Origin of the sequence: Bacillus cereus group sp. MG4 (assembly GCF_040460055.1) — a bacterium.
GTDB lineage: Bacteria > Bacillota > Bacilli > Bacillales > Bacillaceae_G > Bacillus_A > Bacillus_A wiedmannii.
Map to the genome: position 1 here is coordinate 1,689,781 of NZ_JARVGZ010000001.1, position 24,563 is coordinate 1,714,343.

A 24,563-nucleotide genomic window follows, 5' to 3' on the forward strand; every position below is an offset into this window, starting at 1 on the left:
TCCATATTAATGAATTCCATTTCTAATAGAATTCCCAATAGTTTTCATATATTTTCCACATACTAGCCCAAAATTTTTTTCCAGAAAAAATTACAGTATTACTTCTTTGTTACAAAAAAACATATTTCATTACATCTTTTACCAAAATTCATCATTCTCCAATTATTAATCTCCTTTTTTGTAATAAAAAAGAGCAGCTAATAAAAGCTACTCCTTTTTCATGTGTTATTTAACTTTCTTTTTCCAAATCCCCATCATAAGAGCTGAAATAACTGTCCCTATGAATATCGAGAAAATATATAACACCGGTTTATTTACTAATGCGATAACAAACAATCCACCATGCGGTGCTGGTAACGTAATTTGGAATAACATAGATAATGCACCCGCAACACTTGAACCAGCAACACAACTTACTATTACTCGAATCGGATCTGCAGCTGCAAATGGAATCGCACCTTCTGTAATAAACGATGCTCCCATAATATAATTTGTTAAACCAGATTTACGTTCTGCTTCAGTAAATTTTGATTTAAAGAAAGTAGTTGCGAATGCAATCGCTAATGGTGGTACCATACCACCGGCCATAACAGCAGAGTGCACGCCAAAGTTCTGCGCTTCTATTGCAGCAATACCAAATGTAAATGCAGCTTTATTAATTGGACCACCCATATCAATTGCCATCATACCACCTAATATAAGACCTAGTAATATAGCATTTGTACCGTTCAAACCATTTAACCATCCTGTTAACATTTCATTCAATGCTACTACAGGCGGAATTACTACTTTTTGCATAACAACTCCTGTAATCAACAATCCAAAGACCGGATATAACAATACAGGTTTAATTCCTTCTAACTGTGCTGGTAATCCTGAAAACAATTTTTTCAATCCTAAAACAACATACCCAGCTAAGAAACCAGCAATTAATCCCCCTAAAAATCCAGCATTCGCATGTGCAGCTAAAAATCCACCTACAACACCAGGCATGAAACCAGGGCGATCAGCAATAGAACTTGCAATAAATCCAGCTAAAATTGGTACGAGGAATAAAAACGCACCTGTTTTGCCTCCACCAATAGACATTAACAATTCAGCCAATGGTCCTTCTGCTTTTATGCCACCAATCCAAAATGCTAGTGCAATTAAAATTCCTCCACCAACAACGAATGGAAGCATATTACTTACACCGTTCATTAAGTGCTTATAAATTCCTAACCCTTTTTCTTTCTCTGTACTTTCTGTCTTCTCATCTTCCTTTATTCCTTTAAAGATTGGCGCGTCTTGTTTTACAGCTCGATTAAGAAGCGCTTCCGTTTTTCTAATCCCATCAGCGACTGGCACTTGAATGACATGTTTCCCAGCAAAACGGTTCATTTCTACTTGTTTATCTGCGGCAACGATAATAGCTGCTGCTCGTTCAATGTCCTCTTTCGTTAAAGCGTTTTTTATACCTGTTGATCCATTCGTTTCAACCTTAATCGCTATTCCTAGCTCTGCTGCTTTTGCTTTCAAGCTATCTGCAGCCATATAAGTGTGAGCGATTCCAGTTGGACAAGCCGTAACTGCTAATACGTACGGTTCATTTCCTTCTGGTTTTGCAACCTCAATGTCTTCTTCTTCTTTTTCATTCTCTTTTTCATCAAATAAACGAAGAAGTTCCTCTTCATCCTTTGCTTCTAACAATTGCTTACGAAATCCTTCATCCATTAATAATGTAGATAGGCGCGATAACGTTTCTAAATGAGTATTATTCGCCCCTTCGCTCGCAGCAATCATAAAGAATAAATGTGCAGGCTGCCCATCAAGCGATTCATAGTTGATACCGCTTACACTTCTACCAAAACAAATCGCTGGTTGCTTAACAGCTTTTGTTTTCGCATGAGGTATTGCAATCCCTTCCCCTATTCCAGTCGTACTTTGTGACTCCCGCTTTAAAATAGCTTCTTTAAATTCCGCTTTACTATTTAAACGATTTGCGCCGTCTAATTTCTCAACTAATTCATCTATGACAGCTTCTTTATTTGAAGCTGTCAAATTCATAATAACTGTATCCCTTTTTAATAGTTCTGTAATTTTCATATGTTGTTTCCCCCTATCGCTTAGTTATAATTACTTGCGACAATAATTCTTCTACTTTTTCCTTTTCACATAAATCAGCTGAAAATGCCGTTGCACTTCCTGTTGCAACGCCATATTGAAATGCCTTTTCAATATCTTTTGTCTGTTCATATTTCCCTACAAATCCTGCAACGAGTGAATCTCCGGCCCCAACCGAATTAATTACAACACCCTTTGGAACAGTTGCTTCATATATACCTTCTGCCGTAAATAATAAAGCCCCATCTCCAGCCATTGATACGATAACATGCTCTACACCTTGTTCAACTAATTTTCTTCCATACGGTAAAATATCTTCTACTGTTGAAATCTCTACTCCGAATAACTCACCAAGTTCATGATGATTAGGCTTTATTAAAAATGGCTTATTTTTAATTACATGATGCAGTGCACTACCACTTGCATCGACTACTACACGAATGCCTTTTTCAGCTCCGAACACTGCGATTGATTCATAAAAAGTAGTTGGGATAGACGCCGGTAAACTTCCAGCTAGTACAACACAATCTCCCTGCCTCATACTTTCAATTTGTTTCATTAATTGTTCAAATTGCCCATTTGTCACACTAGGACCTTGTCCATTTAATTCTGTCTCTTCTTGCCCTTTTATTTTCACATTAATTCGAGAATCTCCATCTACTTGAACAAAGTTTGTTGTTACACCTTCCGCCTGTAATACATCTTTAATAAATCGACCGGTAAATCCACCAGTAAATCCAAGCGCTACATTTTCAACACCTAAACGATGAAGAACACGAGAAACGTTAATGCCTTTCCCTCCAGGAAATTTCATATCTTTCTCTGCTCGATTTACTGCGCCTAAATCGAAGGAAGTAACTTGTACTACATAATCAATAGATGGGTTTAAAGTAACTGTATAGATCATTATTTATCAGCCTCAATTACATTGGTTTGTCTTTTATATTTTTCTAAATCAATTTCTAAATGGTTTGTAATAATATTTGCTTCTTCAACATTGGCAATTTTCGCAAACGCAACTTCTGAAAACTTACTTTCATCAATTAAGAAATATCCTTCGTTCGCAAATGTTAATGCCATTTGTTTTAAAAGTGCCTCTTCTGGATCTGGAGTTGTAAAACCAAGCTGTTCATGCACACCATTTGCTCCTAAAAAACATTTATCAAAACGGTACTTCTGCATGCTTTCCTGTGCCATAGCACCAATTAAAGCTTTCGTCCTACTTTTCATCATTCCGCCTAGTAAATACGCACGAATATTATTTTCAACTAAAGCTTCAATATGCATAAGTCCATTCGTAACGACAGTAACATCTTTATTTATTAAAAATGGGATCATTTCAAATGTTGTACTTCCTGCATCTAAATAAATGCAATCACCTTGTTCAACAATGCTAGCCGCATAGTTAGCAATTTGTTGTTTTATTTGAATGTTTTTGGATGATTTTTCAACCATCGTTGGCTCTTGTCCTTTTCCTGTTAAAACAGCAGCACCACCATGAACTCTTTTTAATAACCTTTGCTTTTCCAATTGCGCTAAATCACGACGAATTGTTGATTCAGAGCTTTCTGTTCTTTCCACTAATTGCTGTAATTTAACAACCTTCTGCTCTTTTACAAGTTGCAATATCATTTGATGACGTTCAGGAGTTAACATTTTATTCACCTCTTCTTTGATTACAGTATAATGAAAACGATCACAAAAATCAACCATAAACATTCACAAATAACCAAAACCAGTCACAAACAGTTATAAACAACAAAAAAGAAACCCATTTGATTGTTATATCAAATGGGTTTCTTTTTTCGATTCACTTATAAAGAAGCTTTATATATACTTAAAACATCGTCTTTATTTAATTTTTTAAAGTTACCAAATTCACCATAAGCCATCGCTTTATCAGCCATTAAATCAATTTCATTTTCCCCAATACCGTAATCCGCTAACGTTACTGGTGCCACAATTGAAGTCCAAAATTGACGTAACGCCTCAATTCCTTCTAACGCAATTTCTCGATCAGTCTTTTCATCTGTTTCTACATCGAATACGCGAATAGCGAACTGTTTAAAACGACTTACATTTTCATCTACAACACGCTTCATCCAGTTCGGGAATAAAATCGCAAGGCCACCCCCGTGTGGTATATCATGAACCGCAGAAACTGCATGTTCAATATTATGAGTCGCCCAATCTCCTTTTACTCCCATCGCTAAAATACCGTTTAACGCCATAGTACCGCAATATAAAATAGTTTCTCTATGCTCATAATTTTCTAAATCACTTAAAAGCTTAGGAGCAGTTTCAATTACTGTTTTTAAAACAGATTCACAATAACGATCTTGTAATTCTGTATTTGTTCCATGATGGAAGTATTGCTCTAATACGTGCGACATAATATCTACCATACCGTAAATTGTTTGATCCCTCGGCACAGACGCAGTATGAACTGGTTCTAAAATCGAAAATTGCGGGAAAGTGACAGGGCTACCCCAGCCATATTTTTCATTCGTTTCCCAGTTTGTAATGACAGAACCAGCATTCATTTCAGATCCTGTTGCCGCAAGCGTAAGTACCGTACCAAATGGTAATGCCTCACTAGCAAAGGCTTTTTTCGTTACAATATCCCATACATCTCCATCATATTTGCTACCAGCAGCAATTGCTTTCGTACAGTCGATTACACTTCCTCCGCCAACCGCTAATATGAATTCGACGCCATTATCTTTACAAATTTGAATCCCTTTCTTTACAGTTGATACACGAGGATTCGGTTCAACACCTGTCAATTCAAATATTTCCGCATTTATATCTTTTAAAATAGAAATTACATTATCATAAATACCGTTTCTTTTAATGCTGCCTCCCCCGTATACGAGAAGAACTTTTTTACCGAACTGTGGAATTTCAGTTTTTAACTGTTCTAATTGACCTTTACCGAAAATAAGTTTCGTTGGATTACGAAATACAAAATTTTGCATATCCCTTTACCATCCCTTCTATATGAAAAGCAACTATACTTTTGTATACCATATTTTTTTCATTTCACAAAAATATTTGCCTAACAAAAAAATCCCAGCCTAAAGGCTGAGATTTTTTATTGATAATACGGTGAGATCATTAAGTAAACAATAACACCAGATAAACTTACATATAACCAAATTGGCATCGTCCAACGTACAATTTTACGATGACGTGTTAATTGATTTGTAAAACCAAATACAAGTGCAAACAATGCAAGTGGTACAATAATTGCTGCCAGGATAATATGTGTAATTAAAATGATGAAATACACATATTTAATGAATCCTTCTCCGCCAAAATGTGTTGCTGGCGCCAAGTAATGATACGATAAATAAGAAACACAAAATAGCAACGTCGTTGTAAATGCTGCTAGGATGAAACCACGGTGCATTTTCACATTCTTCTTAATAATAGAGTATAAGGCTGCTAATAAGAATACGAACGTAAAGCTATTAAAAATTGCATTTAACATTGGTAAAATTGTTACATCAAAATGTACTTCTCCTTCATAGCCAACAGGTCCAAAGAACAAAAATAAAATAATCGCATTTACAATTACAGAAAGCGTTATCACAATAGGAGCATAGCTTTTCTGATTAGTTGATTGATCCACCAAAATGGTCACTCCTCTTCCTTCAAATATGTATACGTAACCTCACTATTTTAACATATTATTCACAGTGTAAATGTGACAATAGTTTGACACAGTAAGACAGAGCAAAGAAAAAAATCCTTCTTAATAAAACTTCTTAAGAAGGATTTTATCGCTTTATTATTTAAATAGCAATGTAATTAGTTTTTGTTAAAAAACGTATTGCTATATGCTTGATAAATTTCAGACACTTGATATCCCATTAAAGAAATTGCTGTTAATGAAAAGAAACCAATCATAAGAAATCGAAACCACATATAAATCTCCTCCTTGTATTTAGCTTAAAAAGCAGTCGCTATATTACAAGTTGAATGGCACTCTTCATCGTCACTTTCCTTTTTCTTTACAATTGCTGTTATAAATCGAATCATAAAGAAAATCACAAAAGGAAATTGTTCGTAATTTACCTTGGCATAGTTTGGCAACGGCTCGCGCTGCACATCGAACGGAGATGAGAAGGAATAGAACATACCTTGCTCTTCCATATATACAATTACAATTTTCATACAAAACATTATTCCTAGAAATGAAACAATATCTTGCCATTCTGTCGTATATAACAAGTTATACAGCTCTAGTACGTACTCTTCCATCGTCATCCCCCCTTCCTTTTTTACCATTTTGCTCGCCTTCATATAAAAAGTCAAGAAAAAAGTTTATATTCACTATGACAATAGTAATTACTTGTTTCTATGATTATATATGATTCTTTTATAGCAATGATTGGGTGTAACTCTCTTCTAAAACAAGAAATTAGAATCGAACAGATTCCTCATTCTTGCTTTTAGGATTCAATAATGTACTATTTTTATTTCTATTAAAAATAAAATAAGAAATTATTATAAGAACAGTAACAAGCATTGTTAAAAGCGCTTGTGAACGTAAAGATTCAATTGCGAGCATGGCAACTAAAACTGCTATAATCGCAGTAATTGTAACATATGTTACATATGGAAAAAGCCACATTTTGACTTTCAAATTTTGTTGTTCCGCTTTCCCCATTTTTTTACGTATCTTGAAATGTGAAACCGCTATAACGAGATAAACGAGTAACGCAATCCCGCCAGATGCATTCACTAAAAATAAAAATACTTTATCTGGAGATATGTAACTAAAAACAACTCCAATGTAAGCAAAGAAAGTTCCAAATAAAACCGCCCGAACTGGAACACCACTACTATTCAATTTCAAAAATGCCTTTGGCGCGTCTCCTCTTTCTGCCATTGAAAAAAGCATTCTTGAGTTCGTATATAAACCCGAATTTAAACAAGAAAGTACAGCTGTTAAAACGATAAAGTTCATAATTTGTGCTGCCGCTGGTATCCCTATATGTTCCAGCACCGCCACAAACGGGCTTTTTAGTATGTTCGCTGAATTCCACGGAAGGAGTGTAACAACTACAGCGATTGATCCAATAAAAAATACGAGAATACGCCAAATTACACTATTTGTTGCTGTTTTTACTGCTTTTACAGGTTCGGCAGACTCTCCAGCGGCTACTGCGACAATCTCTGATCCCATAAATGAAAATATAACGACGGTAATTCCAAGTAGCACCGAACTTATACCATTTGGCATAAATCCTCCTTGCCCTACTAAATTCGAAGCGCCAGGTGCTTCCGTTCCTGGTACAAATCCTAAAATAACAGCGAGTCCAAGACAAAGGAACAAAACAATACTTATTACTTTAATAAATGAAAACCAATATTCAAACTCTCCAAATGATTTCACCGAAAAAACATTCGTCAATGTTAATAAAATCGTTAATATTAAGCTTAATAACCAGAGCGGGATTTCTGGAATCCAATATTGAATAATACCAGCACCTGCTGTAGCTTCTATCGCAATAACAATTACCCAGAAAAACCAATATAGCCACCCAATTGTATAACCGGCCCATGGACCAATTGCTTCTCTTGCATATGTTGCAAATGAACCACTTGTCGGGTTAATAGCTGCCATTTCCCCTAGCATTCTCATAACGAAAATGACTAGAAGTCCTGCTAATGCATATGAAACGATAGAACCTGGTCCGGCTGAATGCACAACCGCACCGCTTCCAACAAACAAACCAGCTCCTATTACGCCACCAATGGAAATCATTGTAATGTGGCGTATTTTGAGGTCTTTCTTAAGATTTTTATCCAACTCTTGTACATCCCCTTCCAAACTTAATTTTGAAATTTACCCCGCATTAACGGGCAGTAAGAGTATTATGCGAAAAATCTTGTCCTATACTTTAAAATATATAAAAATATTCTGAATTTAACAATCGTAATTCGACCTCCTCCAAAAATTATTACATTAGGTTTAATAATTTTCCATACACAATTGTTGAGAAAATTATAGTCACCTTACAAAAGAGAAAATTTTCAGATATTATGAAATAAACAAGATTATACATCTAGACAACTTTTTGTATAGGAGTGTTGATATGTTAAACAAGTTCAAATTTATTTGTTGTACTTTAGTAATTTTCTTACTGCTACCGCTAGCTCCCTTCCAAGCACAAGCTGCAAACAATTTAGGATCAAAATTACTCGTTGGATACTGGCATAACTTCGACAACGGTACTGGCATTATTAAATTAAGGGACGTTTCACCAAAATGGGATGTAATCAATGTATCTTTCGGTGAAACTGGTGGTGATCGTTCCACTGTTGAATTTTCTCCTGTGTATGGTACAGATGCAGAGTTTAAATCAGATATTTCTTATTTAAAAAGTAAAGGTAAGAAAATAGTTCTTTCAATAGGTGGACAAAATGGGGTCGTTTTACTTCCTGACAATGCGGCTAAGCAACGTTTTATTAATTCCCTACAATCTCTAATCGATAAATATGGTTTTGATGGAATAGATATTGACCTTGAATCAGGTATTTATTTAAACGGAAATGACACTAATTTTAAAAACCCAACTACTCCTCAAATCGTAAATCTTATCTCAGCTATTCGAACAATCTCAGATCATTACGGTCCAGATTTTTTATTAAGCATGGCTCCTGAAACAGCTTATGTTCAAGGTGGTTATAGCGCATACGGAAGCATCTGGGGTGCTTATTTACCGATTATTTTCGGAGTAAAAGACAAACTAACATACATTCACGTTCAACACTACAACGCTGGCAGTGGCATTGGAATGGACGGTAATAACTACAATCAAGGTACTGCAGACTACGAAGTCGCTATGGCAGATATGCTCTTACATGGTTTTCCTGTAGGTGGTAATACAAATAACATTTTCCCAGCTCTTCGTTCGGATCAAGTCATGATTGGACTTCCTGCAGCACCAGCGGCCGCTCCAAGTGGCGGATATATTTCTCCAACTGAAATGAAAAAAGCTTTAGATTATATCATTAAAGGAATTCCTTTCGGAGGAAAGTATAAACTTTCAAATCAGAGTGGCTACCCTGCATTCCGCGGCCTAATGTCTTGGTCTATTAATTGGGATGCAAAAAACAACTTTGAATTCTCTAATAACTATAGAACATATTTTGATGCTATTCCCTTGCAAAAATAATAAAAAACAACAATAGGTTACATAACCTATTGTTGTTTTTTATTTATGTAAATTACTTTTTCACTTCTACATGATGAAAAGATTCTTTTCCATCTCTACATAACTATTTACAATACTTAAAAGTAATTTGCCACGAAACCATTTCGTTATATAAACTTTCCAATTCTTTATGCCATGTTTCTACCATAGAAATCCCCCTTTCCTTTTTAACACTTTAAATAAAAATCACATAACATTCTGTATTTACCCAATAAAAAAAGAGAACTTTCTCTGAAAGTCCTGTTACTACTCTAAAATAGTCTAGTTGCTATTTTGCTTTAACACAAATACTGAAAGTTCTGGTACACTCCAAAATCTAACAGGCATTCGGGTTGTCCCAATACCACGATTTACGTATAAATGTAACGGCTTATTCTTCCCTTCTAATTCATACATACCTTCAACATGACTCTCAGCTAATTTTGTAGTAATTAATGGACCTATAAAAGGAATTTGAACTTGTCCTCCGTGACTATGTCCTGACATTTGAAAATCAACTGGGTAACGAGCTACTTTGTCTACAATATCCGGCTCATGTACTAAGAGCATATTAAAATCTTGTTGCCTTACTTGTTTTAAAGTCGCGTCTATTTTCGGATTCCCTAATAAAAAATCATCCAAACCTGATATTGTAATATATTTGCCATTTTCCGCATTAATTTTACGCACTTCATTTACTAGCACAGAGAAACCAGCTTCCTCCATATACTTTTTATAAAATAAACTACCTCCCCCGCCCCTATCATGATTCCCAAACACTGCATATTTCCCTAAGGGCGCATGTATTTTCTGTAAAATACTTTTCGCTTCTTCTCTTTCCGCCTTATACGATCCAAACTTATCTATTAAATCCCCTGTAAAAACTACTACATCTGGATGTAATGCATTCATCTTCTCTACCAAATTTTCTAGTTGTTTCAATGTAAATTCTGGCCCTAAATGCACATCTGAGAATTGTAATATCTTTTTGTTATTAAACTCTTTAGGAATTGTAGAAGCTTCTATTTCATTCCACGTAACTGTTACTAGTTTTCGTTCTATTTCTGTCGCATAGAAATACAAACTTATTGAAATCATTACTATACTTATGAAACTGATTATACATATCTTGACGATTGATTTTTTTTGTTCTTTTTTTACATGATTCGTATTCATGTTCTCACCTCTAGAAGTACTTTAAAGCCTTATTGTTACATTAATGTGACAACATGAACAATGTTAGCTATATCCAATTCTATCCTCATTCACTTTGACAAATTTATACAGAAGTCATAACATATTTTTATAATACATAGATTTTTATAATACATAGATTCTTAAAAATGTTCCTTCTATTCATTCTATCATTTTATTAAGGAGAGATTATTCATGTCTGTATTTACACCAGAAGAAATTACGGAACTTGCTGCGAATTCCGGTAGAAAAAAAGCTCATTTATCATTACTCCCTATGCTAATTCTCGGTTTTTTTGGTGGTGCTTTCATAGCATTAGGGTATTTACTCGATATTCATGTTATTGGAACAATGCCAAAATCTTGGGGATCATTTACTAGTTTTCTAGGTGCCGCTGTATTTCCTATCGGTCTTATACTCGTTATTCTTGCAGGCGGTGAGTTAGTAACTGGCAATATGATGACCGTTTCAATGGCGTGGCTTCACAAAAAAATCGACTTATTTCACTTCATTCAAAATTTAGTTATTGTTACGTTTAGCAACTTCATAGGTGCTGTATTCGTTGCTTATTTTTTCGGTCATATCGTCGGATTAACAGAAGGCGCTTTTTTAGCGAAAACAGTTTCTATTGCGCAAGCTAAACTTCAAGATACACCACTACAAGCCTTCATTTCTGCAATCGGATGTAATTGGCTCGTTTGTTTAGCTGTTTGGCTTAGTATGGGAAGTAAAGAATTTATTGGAAAGATTATCGGCATTTGGTTCCCAGTTATGACTTTTGTTGCGATTGGATTTCAACACGTTGTAGCCAATATGTTTGTTATCCCAGCTGCAATTTTTGCCGGTCATTTAACTTGGATTGAATATTTTCCAAACTTCATTTTTGTTTTCTTCGGAAACTTAGTAGGAGGTATGTTATTTGTAGCATTACCTTATTTCATATCCTATAATAAGAAACTCCCTTCCAATAAAGAGCAAACTGCATTAAAGAAAAAATCTGTATCCGCTTAAATTGAATGTCTATAAAGTGGCTCTCAAAAATATTACAAATTTCATTTTTTTTACGAATATATGTGCGTACACTTGTTCTCGAATGTTTTATACGTTATAATAACAACTTAAATAGCATTATTTACATATGAGGTGAAAAACATGAACAAAACAGAATTAATCAAAAACGTAGCACAAAATGCTGAGATTTCTCAAAAAGAAGCTACTGTAGTTTTACAAACTGTAGTAGAATCAATCACTAACACTTTAGCTGCTGGTGAGAAAGTACAACTTATCGGATTCGGTACATTCGAAGTTCGCGAAAGAGCTGCTCGTACAGGCCGTAACCCACAAACTGGTGAAGAAATGCAAATCGCAGCTTCTAAAGTACCTGCTTTCAAAGCTGGTAAAGAACTAAAAGAAGCTGTAAAATAATGAAAAATAGCCTTCTCGTTTATGAGAAGGCTATTTTTTTCATTACATAATTAATAAAAATCTGACCATTATGCTGTTTCTTTTGTTCCTTTATGCAAATAAAACCGTTACTTTCAAAGAAAGGTTTTGCTGTAATACTCGCCTCTGTATATATCTCCCTATGACCCAAGCTTACTGCTTCTTTTTCTAACTTCTGTAGTATGTAGGAAGCTATCCCTTTTCCTTGATAATCTTTATGCGTAAATAAGCGATCCACGTAATGATCATCATTATAATCCCCAAATCCCACTATCACACCGTTATGATCCGCTACATAACTAATATTCTTTTCTAAAGACTTTAACCAGCTTTCTCTATCTAGTCGATCTGGTGCCCATGCCTGTAGCTGTAACACGTTATAATCTTTTGCATTAATTGTATGAACTGTTTCATAGAACAACTGTAATACTTGTTCTAAATCCTCCTTATGGAATGTTCTAATGATCGTATCTTTTAACATATATGAACCTCCTTACTAAACTATCATTTAACTTGTCTACCATCTAGTATTCAATATTTCTGCTTTATTATATCTTTTTTCTTTCTATATAAACAAAAAACAATACTTATTTCAAAGTATTGTTTTTCGTTTAAAAGCATATGCAATTACTCTCTAGATTTTTATTTTTTTAATTTCACTCTTTGTAATCGTAATGCATTTAATACAACGGATACAGAACTAAATGCCATAGCCGCTCCTGCAACCCAAGGTGCTAAGAAACCGAACGCCGCAATCGGGATTCCTACTCCGTTATAAGCTAGTGCCCAGAATAAATTTTGCTTAATATTTCTTATCGTCATCTTACTCATAAAGATTGCATCAGCAATGCTATTTAAATCCCCACGGATTAACGTAATATCTGCCGCTTCCATCGCTACATCCGTTCCTGTTCCAATTGCCATACCGATATCCGCCGTAGCCAGTGCAGGAGCATCATTTATTCCATCTCCAACCATTGCTACTTTCTTACCTTGTGCTTGGAGTTTTTTCACTTCTTCTGCTTTTCCTTCTGGTAATACTTCTGCAATTACGTGATCAATACCAACTTGCTTAGCGATTGCCTGAGCAGTTTGTGTGTTATCTCCTGTAATCATAACAACGTCTAGACCCATTTTCTTAAGTCTTGCGATAGCTGCTTTTGAAGTATCTTTTACAGTATCTGCAACGGCCACTATACCAGCATATTCTTTATTGATCGCAATAAGCATTGCTGTTTTTCCTTCTCGTTCTAGCTCTTCCATCGATTTAGAAACTTCTTCAATATCAATATCGAATTTCTTCATTAATCGACGTGTACCAATTAATAATTGTTTCCCTTCTACAACTGATTCGATACCGAATCCTGGAATCGCTTCAAACGTTTCTGAACTTGGAATATCAATTTTCTTTTCTTTAATTCCTTCTACAATCGCTTCTGCAAGTGGATGTTCAGAATTTTTTTCTGCCGCACCGACTAAACGTAGTATTTCTTCTTCATGGAATCCATCTGCTACAATTACATCTGTTAAAACAGGCTTCCCGTTTGTCACAGTACCTGTTTTATCTAGAATAACTGTATCTAATCGGTGCGTTGCTTCTAAATGCTCTCCACCTTTAAATAAAATACCATACTCCGCTGATCTTCCTGATCCAGCCATAATAGATGTAGGTGTCGCAAGACCTAATGCACATGGACAAGCGATAACAAGTACGGCTATCATTTTCTCAAGTGCTCCGCCAAAATCACCAGGTGTAACAAATAGCATCCACACTGCAAATGTGATAATAGCAATCACAACTACAACAGGTACGAAAATACCTGAAATTTGATCAGCTACCCTTTGAATAGGAGCTTTTGAACCTTGCGCCTCTTCTACTACTTTAATAATTTGAGCTAATGCAGTATCTCTTCCTACCTTAGTTGCTTTCACTTTTAAAAAGCCATTTTTATTCATTGTAGAACCGATTACTCCATCCCCAATTGTTTTATCAACTGGAATACTTTCACCTGTTAACATCGATTCATCTATTGCTGACTTTCCTTCTACAATTTCCCCATCTACCGGGATTTTTTCACCGGGTTTTACATAAACGATATCACCAGCTACTACTTCTTCGATTAAAATTTTCATTTCTGTTCCATCTCGTACAACAGTAGCGGTTTTCGCCTGTAATCCCATTAATTTTTTAATTGCTTCTGACGAGCGTCCCTTTGCTTTCGCCTCAAATAATTTACCTAAAATAATTAATGTAATAAGTACTGCACTCGTTTCAAAATACAAGTCTGTCATATGTTCCGAAGAACCAATCGACCTAATACTTAAATACACACTGTAAAAATACGCTGCCGACGTTCCAAGTGCCACGAGAACATCCATATTGGCACTTTTATTTCGTAACGCTTTATAAGCTCCAACATAAAACTGCCCACCAATGATAAACTGAACTGGAGTTGCAAGAGCTAGCTGCACCCAAGGGTTCATAAGCATATCAGGTAAATAAATAAACGATGTAAATGAGAAATGACTTACCATTGCCCACAGTAACGGGAATGATAAAATAAATGAAATGATAAATTTCTTCTTTTGTCGCTCAATTTCTTGTAAGCGATGATCAGTTGATCCATCTTGCTCATCTGATTTCACTTCCAATTTATATCCTAATTTCGTAATTGCACTCTTCATTTCATTTACATTAATTTCATCAGGGTTAAAATCTACTGTAGCTGATTCCAAAGCGAAATTTACTGTCGCTCCGTTCACACCTTCTAACTTATTTAAACGCTTTTCTACTCTATTGGCACACGCTGCGCATGTCATCCCTGAAACAGTAAACTCAGCTTTATCACTTACAATTCCATATCCTAACGATTCAACTTTTTCCTTAAACTGTTGCGGATTTGTTTTTTGGGGATCATACATTATTTTTGTTTTTTCAAGTGCAAAATTTACATTTGCATCATGAACACCTTCTACTTTTTTCAGACCTTTTTCAACTCTATTCGCACATGCCGCACATGTCATTCCTGATATTTGAAGATTAGCCTCTTTCCGTTCATTCATGTCTCTCACCTCTATATACCCTCATAAGGTATAATTATTAGCAAAATAAATCGTACTTCCTATAAAGTACGATTTATTTCCATATCTAAAAATAATTATTGAACATCGTATCCTTGATCTTCAATTACAGCAACGATATCTTTTAGTGTTACAGCAGACGAGTCGATAGTAACTTCAACAGTTCCTTCTGCTAATTGAACCTTCACTTGTTCAACACCGTTTAGTTCTTTCACACTGCTTTCAATAGAATTTACACAATGTCCACAAGACATACCTTCAACTTGTAATGTTAACTGTTCCATTTAAAATCCTCCTCTTGTTTCTTCATTGTTTGTTAATCACAATTACATCTTACCATACCCCCCTAAGGTAATCAATGGTTTTGTATCATGATTTTTCAATTATTTTCTAAAAGTTTATTTTACATACACTTTTTCACATCAATACCCCGAAATCTTATATGAAGGTAAACAAAAAACAAGCCAGTTACATACTAGCTTGTTTTTACGCTTTTGAAAAACGTTCAAATACAGTCATTAATTCTTCAATTGCTTCGTCACCATTGCCATCTTTAATAGCACCTGAAACACAATGACTTGTATGGTTTTTTAATACACCCATTCCTACTTTTTTCATCGCTGCATTAATCGCTGAAATTTGTACTAAAATATCCACGCAATAACGATCATTTTCAATCATATTTTGAATACCGCGGACCTGTCCTTCAATTCTCTTTAATCTATTTATAATCTGCTCTTTTTCTTTTTCTGATCTATGTGTTACCGCTTCATGCTCTTTATGATCCATATTATCACCTTCTTAAAGTTTCTCTTCATCCAATAAAACAATTACTTTTACGAGTATACCAATTATAGCATTAATTATCTACGTATGATACCCCATATGAGTATATTTCCGCTCTATGCTTATTCTTAACAACTTATTAGCTTCTCAGACTCAATTATTATGATACCCTTGCCTTTTTTTCAAAAAACAATAATAAGCAGGGATTATCCATCCCCGCTTATTATTCATCCACAAATATAAAAGTCTCAATTTTCACACATGTAAATTGAGACTTTTTTCTTCCTATATATAATTATTGCTGATCACATACTTTTGTATCATTCACTACTGAAGTTCCTTCAACGGTTACCGTATGAAAACAGTCATTTACACGAACTGTCACGACATTATCTTGCCGATCAATAACGTGATATTCATCAAAATTTTTATTCAGAGCACTGCGAATTTGTTCTCCTTCATAAATTGGAATGCCATGTGATAAAACCCAAATAAGCCCAGCGATAGCAAGAATAGTTTTCATACGATCTACCTCCTTGAGAATATAGTGAACTTTTAATCCATGCTTTTTCAGCTCTACTAATCACGAATGGAATGAATCAAGCCTTTTTGGAAATAAGTTCATTTCGTCTATTTTATGTTTATGCTAATTGTGACTGAATTGTGACAACTTTTTGTCTCTTCAGACGAAAAGTTGAAACAAAACGTTCAAAAAGGACAATTCTACTTGCACAAACAAAAGGCTATGGAGAATTTCCCATAGCCTTTTGTTTGCATTTTATTAGATATTCATTTCAATTTATACGTGACTAATAAATCTTAACCCTTTACTTAAAGAGGTCGGCACAACTGATGCATGATTCTCTCCTTCAGCTTCATAAAACGTAAATCGAAACTGATCGTGTTTTACTCGGAGAAGGCGCTCTGATAATTCATTTGCACCTACAACCATATGCTCTCGTTCTAGTGAACCAACTGTAAGAAATACTCCTGTTTCAACTTTTGCATTGTTTAACTCATTTATTAGATTCTCTTCTTTTTCAAGCACGGATTGGTTATTCCACCAAATAGATGGACTACTAATAAAATAACTTTGAAAGGCATTTACGTTTGTAAATAGTATATGTAAAGCAAATAAACCACCTAGCGAATGCCCAAATAATGTTTGCTTCCCTTTATCAATCTCATAATTATTTTCAATTTGAGGTTTTAATTCTTCTTCAATAAAAGTAAAGAAATTATGTGCTCCTCCTGTTTTAGGCCACGGTTTACCGTCTGGTTTTAAAGGGGCATCTTTTGAAATTACACTAGGCGTAAAATCATAGCATCTTTCCTCACCTGAAAATGCCCCTTCAATTGGATAACCAATACCTACTATAATGGCTGGTGAAACACCTGTTTTTTCCGCTCTAACTGATTGTATTTTAACCGCTTCATGGAATGTTTGAAAAAAAGCATTGCCATCTAATACGTATATAACAGGATATCCTGACTCTGGTGCTGGCTGCCTCGGCTTTGAAATATGTATTTGATATTCCTTACCGTCTAATTTTGAATACATTTTCCACTGTTCTGTATTAAATGTAATAACCTGCTGTTTTTCAATAGTAGTATTCATCTTATATTCCCCCCTTCTTAACTCGTTACATATATTTCTACTTTCTCTTCTTGAAGTGCAACACTATCGTAACCGAAACAAACAGGAGACCCATTATACGGATCAATCATGACACGCGCATCAATATGAAATACTTCTTTTAACACTTCATTTGTAATGATTTCTTCTGGGCTACCAGTTGTAACGATTTTCCCTTCCTTCATCGCAATAATTTCATCTGAAAACCTTGCTGCATGGTTAATATCATGCAGTACCATAACAACCGTACAATTATGTTCTTTATTTAACTTCTCCACAATTTGTAATACATCTAATTGATGAGACATATCGAGATATGTAGTTGGTTCATCTAGTAGTAACACTTCTGTCTCTTGTGCTAAAGCCATCGCTAGCCATACCTTTTGTCTTTGACCGCCTGATAAATTTGCAATTTGTCTCGTTCGAAATTCAGAAGTTTTCGTTATATCTAATGCCCAATCAATCATCTCTTTATCTTTTGAAGTTAACTTATTTACATTATTTCGATGAGGATAGCGTCCATAAGAAATTAATTCTTCCACTTTAAGTTCTCCTGGTGCAATTGGAGTTTGCGGGAGTAAAGCTAACTGCTTCGCAATTTCTTTCGTTGGAATCGTATTTAAATCCTGTCCTTGCAAATATACTTTACCGCTCTTTTGCTTTAAAATTCTTCCCATTGTTTTTAACAGTGTGGATTTACCGCACCCGTTTGGCCCTATAATTGTCGTTACTTTTCCTTCTTGTATTTCCACATTTAAATCGCGAAACACTGTAAGCTTTTCATAACTCGTTTCTAAATTTTTTGCACTTAAAATACTCACTTTTATTCCTCCTCTTACGCTTTCGCCTTATAAAGTAAATATAAGAAATACGGTACACCGACAATAGAAATAACGATCCCAACAGGTAACTCTACAGGGTTGAAAACTGTTTTTGCAATAAAGTCTGAAGCTATTACAAGGAACATTCCAATTACTCCGCACGTAGGAATGATATGCTTATGCTGAATACCGACAAGCCTTTTCGCTATATGCGGTGCCATTAAACCAATGAAACCAATACTTCCTGAAACTGCAACACATGCACTTACAAGTCCGATACTACTTAATAGTAAAATAGATTTCTCTCTTTCTACTGAAACACCTAAACTTGTAATACTCGTTTCTTCCAATTGAAATAAATCTAATAAATAAGCTTTCTTTTGTATAAGCGGAATTAATATGATAAGCCACGGCAACATAGCAATAATATACTTCCAGTTTGCACTATATATACTTCCTGACACCCAAACTGCAGCCATCTCGAAATCAGTTGACTTCATTTTGAGTGATAAATACATGGAAAATGCTCCAAATCCTGATCCAATCGCAATCCCTGTTAATAAAAGACGCTGCGAATCTAACTTACCGTTTTTCCACGAAAACAGATAAATAATGATAGCAGCTCCTAACCCGCCAACTAAACCAAACATCGGCATCATCATAATAGAAACCCAGTCTGTGCTCTTTAATTGCCCTTGAAAGAAAAACATAAAAATGACGATTGCTGTTCCTGCTCCGGCATTTACTCCTAAAATTCCCGGGTCTGCCAGGCCGTTTCTCGTAATCCCTTGAATTACAGCACCTGCAACGCCTAGACCTAATCCTACTAATCCAGCAATTACGATACGAGGAAGACGAAACTCAAAAATAACTAAATCATGGTCTGGTACTGGATCTATTCTAAAGAGTGTTTTAAATACATCTGTAATTGTAATATCAAACGTACCATTCGTTAAACTAATATAAATAGCACATAGTATTAAAAATATAATAATCCCCATCGTCATTCCAAAACGTTGACTTGAACTTTTAAGCATGTCTCTCTCCTCCTCTTGTACGAATTAAATAAAGGAAGAAAGGAATTCCAATTAAGGAGGTAACGACCCCAATAGGTGTTTCAAATGGATAGTTTACAAATCTACTTAAAACATCACATAACGCTAAGAAAACTCCACCAATAACGCCTGCACATGGCAAAATCCACTTATAATCTACCCCAATTATAAAGCGAGTAATGTGCGGAATAATTAAACCTACAAAACCAACTTTTCCTACTAAAGCAACTGCTGTTCCTGTTAAAAAGATAACTGATAAAATTGCCATCGCTTTAACTAGTTTTGTACGCTGCCCTAGATTAATAGAAACTTCTTCTCCTAAAGAAAGAATGGTAATAGATTTTGATATTAACAATGCTAAAATTATTCCAATTATCCCAAACGGTATCGTGATTTTAATGATATTAGGGTCCACTTGGTCTAACTTTGCATTAAACCAAAAACTAACATTTTGAGAGATTTGGAAATATGATGCCATCGCGGCCGATACACTACTTAAAAATGTTCCAATAACTGTTCCGATAATCGCTAACCTAACTGGTGATAAGCCATTTTGAAGGAGCGAACCAAAACCAAATACGATACCGGCTCCTAGTGCAGAACCAATCATTGAACATAAAACCATACCAATTGATGACATTCCCGGAAGAAAAATCATACAAAGTGTAATAACAAAGGCTGCCCCATCCGTCACACCCATAATAGAAGGGGATGCAAGATAGTTTCTTGTCATCCCCTGCATAAGTGCTCCTGATATGGCTAGAAATGCTCCAACTAAAAGAGCTGCAACTACCCTTGGTAAACGTGAAGTAATAATAATATTATGATTTACATCGCTTGAATCAAAATGAAATAATGCGTTCCACACTATTTCAGCATCAATACTCTTCGCCCCATACAAAATAGAAAGTATAACTGTAAATAAGATGAGTATGGGTGCTATACATAATATAGTCACTGGTACTGCATTTGTTTTCTGCATATCATTCAACGCACCTTACTTATTGTATTATTTAGATAAATTTTTCACTGCTTCTTTTAAGAATGCTTTTTTACTCCAAGCAGTACCACCTTGTGCCATTGGGTCTACAACGTTTACAAACACTTTCTTTTCCTTCGCAGCATTCATACTTTGCCAAATTGGATTACTTTCAATTTCTTCTAGCACTTTCGGGTTTTTATTTTCAGTTGTCTCATATTGTAAGAAAATATAATCTGGGTTAAGTTCAGCAAGTTTTTCAAATGAAATTTTCTCTTGTGCTTTTACAGTTTTCAATTGTTCTGGAGCAGTTAATCCAAGATCTTTATAAATGACAGGGTTGAAGTATACTCCTTCTGGATATAGGAATAATTCGTTTGCTCTTAGTCTAATGACAAGTACTTTTTTGTCTTTTAACTTATCTCCTAGTTTTGCTTTTGCCTTTTCAGCGTCTGAATTGTAATCTTTAATAATTTTTTCTGCTTTATCTTTTTTACCAGTTAATTCTCCCATTAACTTTAAGTTATCTTCCCAATTTGTTGAAACGTGTGATACCGGGAATGTAGGCGCTACTTTCGTAAACTTTTCAGCTGTTTCTGCTGGGAATTTTGTACTTGATGTAATAACGTCTGGCTTTAATTGTAGTAATGTTTCAAAATTTGGTTGCATTTTCTCGCCAACAGATTTCGCACCCTCTAAATCTTTCTCAAGATACTTCGGTAATTTACCACCAACAGTAATGGCACCTACCGGCTTAATACCAAGTACCGCTGCATCTTCCATTGACTCTAAACTAGCTGTCGCAATTTTATCTACTTTTGCTGGTACTGTATATTCTTTACCTAAATATGTAATTTTTCTTTTTTCGTCTTTTTTCGTTTCCATAGCTTTTGTCTGTTGCTTTTGTTCTCCTGAAGTTTTATCCGTACTATTGCATGCTGCTAGTCCTACACTTAAAACTGTAACCATCCCTAAAGTAAATAACTTCTTGTTCATCTTTATATAACTCCTCTCGAATTTTCAAACTATATTCTCAATAAAATTTAACTATATGTAACTTATCTCACATATATAATTCATTAGATTAATAATTCTATCCAGAACTCATTCTCGTTCACTTCCCCTAAACTATAATTCTTTTACACTTCATCTATTGATAACACTTTTCATTGATAATGATTATCGTTACTAAGTATATATTTAATATGCAATTATTTCAAGAAAGATTTGAAAAATTTTAACAAACTGAATAAAAAAGAAGTATCCACCTAATCTTAGGAAGATACTTCTTTTTTTAGAAATTTATATGTAATTCAACTGGGCAATGGTCTGATCCCATTACTTCACTATTAATTTTCGCCTCTGTTATTTTGTCTTTCATTCTTTCGGAAACAACAAAATAATCTAAACGCCATCCAATATTTTTTGCTCTCACTCCCATACGATACGACCACCACGAATATGCACCTTCCTGATCAGGATACAGATAACGATACGTATCAATAAATCCTTCTTCTAAAATACATGTGAATTTCTCTCGTTCCTCATCAGAGAATCCAGGGTTTTTACGATTACTTTTTGGATTTTTTAAATCGATTTCTTTATGAGCAACGTTTAAATCACCGCAAAAAACAACGGGCTTTTTTTCATCTAATTGCTTAATATAAGCCCTGAAATCATCTTCCCATTTCATTCTGTAATCTAATCGTTCTAATCCTCGTTTTGAGTTTGGTGTATATAACGTTATCATGTAAAAATCTTCGAATTCTAAAGTAATAACTCGTCCTTCTTGATCATGCTCTTCAATTCCTAAACCGTATGTTACAGATAGCGGTTCTTTTTTCGTGAAAATAGCTGTTCCTGAATAGCCTTTTTTCACAGCATAATTCCAGTATGTATAATATCCCTCTGGATTTAAATCAATTTGCCCATCTTGTAATTTAATCTCTTGTAAACAAAATATATCAGCATTTGATTCCTCAAGATATTCTAAAAATCCACCTTTTGCGATAACTGCTCGCAAACCATTTACATTCCACGAAATTAACTTCACCTATAGTCCTCCTCTTGATGTTCACTTTCAAATTTCATGCTATCACAAAATAGAAAAACAATCATATTTTCACCTTTGTAATCTTGCTCTTACATTTGTGAATACATACATACGCACTTTATTCAGGTTATACTAATTTCAGAGGTGATGTTCTTTGCACAATGAAGGAATTACGTTAACAAATGAGCATTGGCAAGCAATTATTCATAATGACCCTTCCTATGATAGTAAATTCTTTTATGCTGTGAAATCAACCGGAATCTTTTGCCGACCGTCATGCAAATCAAGAATACCGAATAGAAACAATGTACGAATTTTTCATCATGCAGAGCAAGCATTAAGCGAAAAATTTCGCCCTTGCAAACGTTGTAAACCAAATGGGCTCACTTTACCTAATGAAGAGTGGGTAGAACAAATTAAAGATTATATCAAAAAGCACTTTGACGAATTATTAACTCTCGACATACTTGTTGAAATATGTCATGGTAGCCCATTTCATTTGCAACGCACTTTCAAAAAAGTAACAGGAATAAGTCCAATAGAATATATACAGCAGTTTAGGATTGTTAAAGCGGCAGAACACCTTTTACACACAAATCAATCCATTAAAGAAATTAGTACTGCTGTCGGGATAGAAAACCCAGAGTATTTCGCAACTTTATTTAAAAAGAAAACCGGATTCACTCCTACTGAATATCGAAAAAATAACGAAATGAAAGAAGGATAAAATAATGAATTCCTCCAAAAATAAATTTATATATTGGACGCTACTTACAAATGAAAATTGGCATTTTCATATTGCTGCAACTGAAAATGGACTATGCTTCATTGGATCACAAGATGAAAAATTTGAAGAACTAAATATATGGGCTAGAAAGAAATTGCCACAACATATATTGGCATGTAATCCAGATTACCTACAATCATATATGAAAGAAGTTATCGAGTATTTAGAAAGTAAACGTGAAACTTTTACATTCCCTATCGATGCTTACGGAACTGATTTTCAATTATCTGTTTGGAATACGGTACGTGAAATTCCTTATGGAAAGACATACTCTTATTCAGAAATTGCCGAAAGAATGCAAAAACCTACTGCTGTGCGTGCCGTTGCTACTGCTATTGCTGCCAACCCTCTTCTCATTACAATTCCTTGCCATCGTGTTATTGGAAAGAATGGTAAACTGACCGGTTTTAGGGGTGGATTAGAAATGAAGAAAGTGTTGCTTACATTAGAAAAGTCTCAGGTAAAATGCATATGACAGCAAAATATACTAGCACATTAACTTTAGCAGTTCCAACAGAATTTAGTTTCCAAGAAAATTTACGCTATCTATCACGTTCTAACAATGAATGTATGTTCCACATTGAAGATAACAAAATTTATAAAGTTATCCCTGTTCAGGATGTACATCCTTTAGTTGAAATTAGTATGAACTCGGATGATAATATTCAAATACGTTTTTTAGAAGAATCATATACATCTGAAGAATCGATATGCGAAGCTGTAGCTCACTATGTAAAAGAGTGGTTTGATTTAACTACTGATTTAGCTCCCTTTTATACATTAGCTAAACATGATGTACTCCTTCAAGGACCAATTGAACAATATTATGGGCTTCGTACTTTAGGTATTCCAGACTTATTTGAAGCACTTTCCTGGGGAATTATCGGTCAGCAAATTAATCTCACATATGCTTATACACTAAAAAGAAGATTAGTCGAACACTTTGGAAATTATGTAGAATGGAACGATAGAAAACATTGGATATTCCCTTCTCCTGAAACGATTGCCAATTTACATGTAGAGGATCTCAAAAACTTAAAAATGACGACTAGAAAATGCGAATATGTAATCGGTATTGCAAAGCTTATTACAGAAGGAAAATTATCAAAAGAATCTTTACTGCAAATACAAGATGTGCAACAAGCTGAAAAACAATTAACTGCTATACATGGTATAGGACCGTGGACTGCCAACTATGTTTTAATGCGCTGTTTACGATTTCCTTCCGCTTTTCCCATTGACGATGTTGGCTTGCACAATGCAATTAAATATATAACAGGTTCTGAAAGTAAACCGACTAAACAGGAAATAAAAGATTTTGCGGCAAATTGGACCAACTGGGAGTCTTACGCAACTTTTTATTTGTGGCGAGTATTATACTAAAAAACCAAGTAGCGCATCCGCACTACTTGGTTTT

At 34.8% G+C, this 24,563-nt stretch carries 25 protein-coding genes and 1 pseudogene; 6 read left to right on the forward strand and 20 right to left on the reverse strand.

Annotated elements, in window-relative coordinates:
- Positions 1–225 precede the first annotated feature (225 nt).
- The 7 genes from QCI41_RS08895 to gabP all read right to left on the reverse strand — a co-directional run bounded on the left by QCI41_RS08895 (position 226) and on the right by gabP (position 7,924).
- On the reverse strand, positions 226–2,085 hold the full coding sequence (locus QCI41_RS08895; RefSeq protein WP_353837606.1) for a PTS fructose transporter subunit IIABC: 1,860 nt from the start codon (positions 2,083–2,085) through the stop codon (positions 226–228).
- Between the two features lie 13 nt (positions 2,086–2,098).
- Positions 2,099–3,010 (reverse strand): 1-phosphofructokinase, encoded by a 912-nt coding sequence (pfkB, locus tag QCI41_RS08900; RefSeq protein ID WP_353837605.1) that lies wholly within the window; start codon positions 3,008–3,010, stop codon positions 2,099–2,101.
- Positions 3,010–3,759, reverse strand: coding sequence for a DeoR/GlpR family DNA-binding transcription regulator (locus QCI41_RS08905; protein WP_000957283.1), 750 nt, complete (start codon positions 3,757–3,759; stop codon positions 3,010–3,012). The genes pfkB and QCI41_RS08905 overlap by 1 nt, the downstream gene beginning before the upstream one ends.
- Before the next feature lie 158 nt (positions 3,760–3,917).
- A complete protein-coding gene (locus QCI41_RS08910) occupies positions 3,918–5,081 on the reverse strand; it encodes an iron-containing alcohol dehydrogenase (RefSeq protein WP_353837604.1) in 1,164 nt (387 codons plus the stop codon).
- A gap of 116 nt (positions 5,082–5,197) precedes the next feature.
- A complete protein-coding gene (locus tag QCI41_RS08915) occupies positions 5,198–5,740 on the reverse strand; it encodes a DUF420 domain-containing protein (RefSeq protein ID WP_000228316.1) in 543 nt (180 codons plus the stop codon).
- A 317-nt stretch (positions 5,741–6,057) separates the two neighbouring features.
- On the reverse strand, positions 6,058–6,396 hold the full coding sequence (locus QCI41_RS08920; protein ID WP_113732328.1) for a hypothetical protein: 339 nt from the start codon (positions 6,394–6,396) through the stop codon (positions 6,058–6,060).
- A gap of 133 nt (positions 6,397–6,529) precedes the next feature.
- Positions 6,530–7,924: a GABA permease gene (gene gabP, locus QCI41_RS08925; protein WP_000360097.1), complete on the reverse strand. Its 1,395-nt coding sequence runs from the start codon at positions 7,922–7,924 to the stop codon at positions 6,530–6,532.
- A gap of 286 nt (positions 7,925–8,210) precedes the next feature.
- Here gabP and QCI41_RS08930 point away from each other — a divergent pair, with 286 nt between their 5' ends.
- Positions 8,211–9,293, forward strand: coding sequence for a chitinase (locus QCI41_RS08930; protein WP_002107829.1), 1,083 nt, complete (start codon positions 8,211–8,213; stop codon positions 9,291–9,293).
- A 52-nt stretch (positions 9,294–9,345) separates the two neighbouring features.
- Here QCI41_RS08930 and QCI41_RS30665 read toward each other — a convergent pair.
- Positions 9,346–9,425 (reverse strand): annotated as a pseudogene (locus tag QCI41_RS30665) (N-acyl-L-amino acid amidohydrolase); the annotation flags it as partial.
- 168 nt (positions 9,426–9,593) lie between these two features.
- On the reverse strand, positions 9,594–10,487 hold the full coding sequence (locus tag QCI41_RS08935; protein ID WP_060487498.1) for a metallophosphoesterase: 894 nt from the start codon (positions 10,485–10,487) through the stop codon (positions 9,594–9,596).
- Between the two features lie 213 nt (positions 10,488–10,700).
- Here QCI41_RS08935 and QCI41_RS08940 point away from each other — a divergent pair, with 213 nt between their 5' ends.
- Positions 10,701–11,516, forward strand: a complete 816-nt coding sequence (locus tag QCI41_RS08940; RefSeq protein ID WP_353837603.1) for a formate/nitrite transporter family protein — start codon at positions 10,701–10,703, stop codon at positions 11,514–11,516.
- A gap of 141 nt (positions 11,517–11,657) precedes the next feature.
- Complete coding sequence (locus QCI41_RS08945) at positions 11,658–11,930, forward strand: HU family DNA-binding protein (RefSeq protein WP_001043902.1); 273 nt, start codon at positions 11,658–11,660, stop codon at positions 11,928–11,930.
- Positions 11,931–11,949: 19 nt separating this feature from the next.
- Here the strand turns inward: QCI41_RS08945 and QCI41_RS08950 are convergent, their stop codons facing one another.
- The 11 genes from QCI41_RS08950 to QCI41_RS09000 all read right to left on the reverse strand — a co-directional run bounded on the left by QCI41_RS08950 (position 11,950) and on the right by QCI41_RS09000 (position 22,359).
- Positions 11,950–12,429 (reverse strand): GNAT family N-acetyltransferase, encoded by a 480-nt coding sequence (locus QCI41_RS08950; RefSeq protein ID WP_000910418.1) that lies wholly within the window; start codon positions 12,427–12,429, stop codon positions 11,950–11,952.
- 161 nt (positions 12,430–12,590) lie between these two features.
- Positions 12,591–15,011 carry a heavy metal translocating P-type ATPase gene (locus QCI41_RS08955; RefSeq protein WP_353837602.1) on the reverse strand — a complete coding sequence of 807 codons (2,421 nt, stop codon included), beginning with the start codon at positions 15,009–15,011 and terminating at the stop codon, positions 12,591–12,593.
- A gap of 95 nt (positions 15,012–15,106) precedes the next feature.
- Positions 15,107–15,313 carry a copper chaperone CopZ gene (gene copZ / locus QCI41_RS08960; protein WP_000436979.1) on the reverse strand — a complete coding sequence of 69 codons (207 nt, stop codon included), beginning with the start codon at positions 15,311–15,313 and terminating at the stop codon, positions 15,107–15,109.
- Positions 15,314–15,515: 202 nt separating this feature from the next.
- The gene (locus tag QCI41_RS08965) at positions 15,516–15,818 is read right to left on the reverse strand and encodes a metal-sensing transcriptional repressor (protein ID WP_000349636.1); all 303 of its coding nucleotides are present in this window, start codon (positions 15,816–15,818) and stop codon (positions 15,516–15,518) included.
- A gap of 292 nt (positions 15,819–16,110) precedes the next feature.
- Positions 16,111–16,338, reverse strand: coding sequence for a hypothetical protein (locus tag QCI41_RS08970; RefSeq protein WP_016086693.1), 228 nt, complete (start codon positions 16,336–16,338; stop codon positions 16,111–16,113).
- Between the two features lie 276 nt (positions 16,339–16,614).
- A complete protein-coding gene (locus QCI41_RS08975) occupies positions 16,615–17,433 on the reverse strand; it encodes an alpha/beta hydrolase (RefSeq protein WP_353837601.1) in 819 nt (272 codons plus the stop codon).
- 17 nt (positions 17,434–17,450) lie between these two features.
- On the reverse strand, positions 17,451–18,272 hold the full coding sequence (locus tag QCI41_RS08980; RefSeq protein ID WP_353837600.1) for an ABC transporter ATP-binding protein: 822 nt from the start codon (positions 18,270–18,272) through the stop codon (positions 17,451–17,453).
- Between the two features lie 14 nt (positions 18,273–18,286).
- The gene (locus QCI41_RS08985; protein WP_000920448.1) at positions 18,287–19,309 is read right to left on the reverse strand and encodes a FecCD family ABC transporter permease; all 1,023 of its coding nucleotides are present in this window, start codon (positions 19,307–19,309) and stop codon (positions 18,287–18,289) included.
- Entirely contained in the window at positions 19,302–20,309 is a 1,008-nt protein-coding gene (locus tag QCI41_RS08990) for a FecCD family ABC transporter permease (RefSeq protein WP_001173044.1), read from the reverse strand. Before QCI41_RS08990 ends, QCI41_RS08985 begins: the two co-directional genes overlap by 8 nt.
- 27 nt (positions 20,310–20,336) lie before the next feature.
- On the reverse strand, positions 20,337–21,302 hold the full coding sequence (locus QCI41_RS08995; RefSeq protein WP_353837599.1) for an iron-hydroxamate ABC transporter substrate-binding protein: 966 nt from the start codon (positions 21,300–21,302) through the stop codon (positions 20,337–20,339).
- Between the two features lie 298 nt (positions 21,303–21,600).
- Positions 21,601–22,359 carry an exodeoxyribonuclease III gene (locus tag QCI41_RS09000; protein WP_353837598.1) on the reverse strand — a complete coding sequence of 253 codons (759 nt, stop codon included), beginning with the start codon at positions 22,357–22,359 and terminating at the stop codon, positions 21,601–21,603.
- A 154-nt stretch (positions 22,360–22,513) separates the two neighbouring features.
- Here QCI41_RS09000 and QCI41_RS09005 point away from each other — a divergent pair, with 154 nt between their 5' ends.
- The 3 genes from QCI41_RS09005 to QCI41_RS09015 are packed head-to-tail and all read left to right on the forward strand — an operon-like array spanning position 22,514 to position 24,529.
- Positions 22,514–23,086 carry a bifunctional transcriptional activator/DNA repair enzyme AdaA gene (locus QCI41_RS09005; RefSeq protein WP_353837597.1) on the forward strand — a complete coding sequence of 191 codons (573 nt, stop codon included), beginning with the start codon at positions 22,514–22,516 and terminating at the stop codon, positions 23,084–23,086.
- A 4-nt stretch (positions 23,087–23,090) separates the two neighbouring features.
- Positions 23,091–23,621 (forward strand): methylated-DNA--[protein]-cysteine S-methyltransferase, encoded by a 531-nt coding sequence (locus QCI41_RS09010; protein WP_353837596.1) that lies wholly within the window; start codon positions 23,091–23,093, stop codon positions 23,619–23,621.
- Positions 23,618–24,529, forward strand: coding sequence for a DNA-3-methyladenine glycosylase family protein (locus tag QCI41_RS09015; RefSeq protein ID WP_046956526.1), 912 nt, complete (start codon positions 23,618–23,620; stop codon positions 24,527–24,529). Before QCI41_RS09010 ends, QCI41_RS09015 begins: the two co-directional genes overlap by 4 nt.
- Positions 24,530–24,563: the final 34 nt, after the last annotated feature.

Excerpts from the sequence above, each read along its gene's own strand:
- QCI41_RS08895 (WP_353837606.1), bottom strand. The coding sequence starts at position 2,085 with ATGAAAATTACAGAACTATTAAAAAGGGATACAGTTATTATGAATTTG.
- pfkB (WP_353837605.1), bottom strand. The coding sequence starts at position 3,010 with ATGATCTATACAGTTACTTTAAACCCATCTATTGATTATGTAGTACAA.
- QCI41_RS08905 (WP_000957283.1), bottom strand. The coding sequence starts at position 3,759 with ATGTTAACTCCTGAACGTCATCAAATGATATTGCAACTTGTAAAAGAG.
- QCI41_RS08910 (WP_353837604.1), bottom strand. The coding sequence starts at position 5,081 with ATGCAAAATTTTGTATTTCGTAATCCAACGAAACTTATTTTCGGTAAA.
- QCI41_RS08920 (WP_113732328.1), bottom strand. The coding sequence starts at position 6,396 with ATGGTAAAAAAGGAAGGGGGGATGACGATGGAAGAGTACGTACTAGAG.
- QCI41_RS08930 (WP_002107829.1), top strand. The coding sequence starts at position 8,211 with ATGTTAAACAAGTTCAAATTTATTTGTTGTACTTTAGTAATTTTCTTA.
- QCI41_RS08935 (WP_060487498.1), bottom strand. The coding sequence starts at position 10,487 with ATGAATACGAATCATGTAAAAAAAGAACAAAAAAAATCAATCGTCAAG.
- QCI41_RS08940 (WP_353837603.1), top strand. The coding sequence starts at position 10,701 with ATGTCTGTATTTACACCAGAAGAAATTACGGAACTTGCTGCGAATTCC.
- QCI41_RS08945 (WP_001043902.1), top strand. The coding sequence starts at position 11,658 with ATGAACAAAACAGAATTAATCAAAAACGTAGCACAAAATGCTGAGATT.
- QCI41_RS08950 (WP_000910418.1), bottom strand. The coding sequence starts at position 12,429 with ATGTTAAAAGATACGATCATTAGAACATTCCATAAGGAGGATTTAGAA.
- QCI41_RS08955 (WP_353837602.1), bottom strand. The coding sequence starts at position 15,011 with ATGAATGAACGGAAAGAGGCTAATCTTCAAATATCAGGAATGACATGT.
- copZ (WP_000436979.1), bottom strand. The coding sequence starts at position 15,313 with ATGGAACAGTTAACATTACAAGTTGAAGGTATGTCTTGTGGACATTGT.
- QCI41_RS08965 (WP_000349636.1), bottom strand. The coding sequence starts at position 15,818 with ATGGATCATAAAGAGCATGAAGCGGTAACACATAGATCAGAAAAAGAA.
- QCI41_RS08970 (WP_016086693.1), bottom strand. The coding sequence starts at position 16,338 with ATGAAAACTATTCTTGCTATCGCTGGGCTTATTTGGGTTTTATCACAT.
- QCI41_RS08975 (WP_353837601.1), bottom strand. The coding sequence starts at position 17,433 with ATGAATACTACTATTGAAAAACAGCAGGTTATTACATTTAATACAGAA.
- QCI41_RS08985 (WP_000920448.1), bottom strand. The coding sequence starts at position 19,309 with ATGCTTAAAAGTTCAAGTCAACGTTTTGGAATGACGATGGGGATTATT.
- QCI41_RS08990 (WP_001173044.1), bottom strand. The coding sequence starts at position 20,309 with ATGCAGAAAACAAATGCAGTACCAGTGACTATATTATGTATAGCACCC.
- QCI41_RS08995 (WP_353837599.1), bottom strand. The coding sequence starts at position 21,302 with ATGAACAAGAAGTTATTTACTTTAGGGATGGTTACAGTTTTAAGTGTA.
- QCI41_RS09010 (WP_353837596.1), top strand. The coding sequence starts at position 23,091 with ATGAATTCCTCCAAAAATAAATTTATATATTGGACGCTACTTACAAAT.
- QCI41_RS09015 (WP_046956526.1), top strand. The coding sequence starts at position 23,618 with ATGACAGCAAAATATACTAGCACATTAACTTTAGCAGTTCCAACAGAA.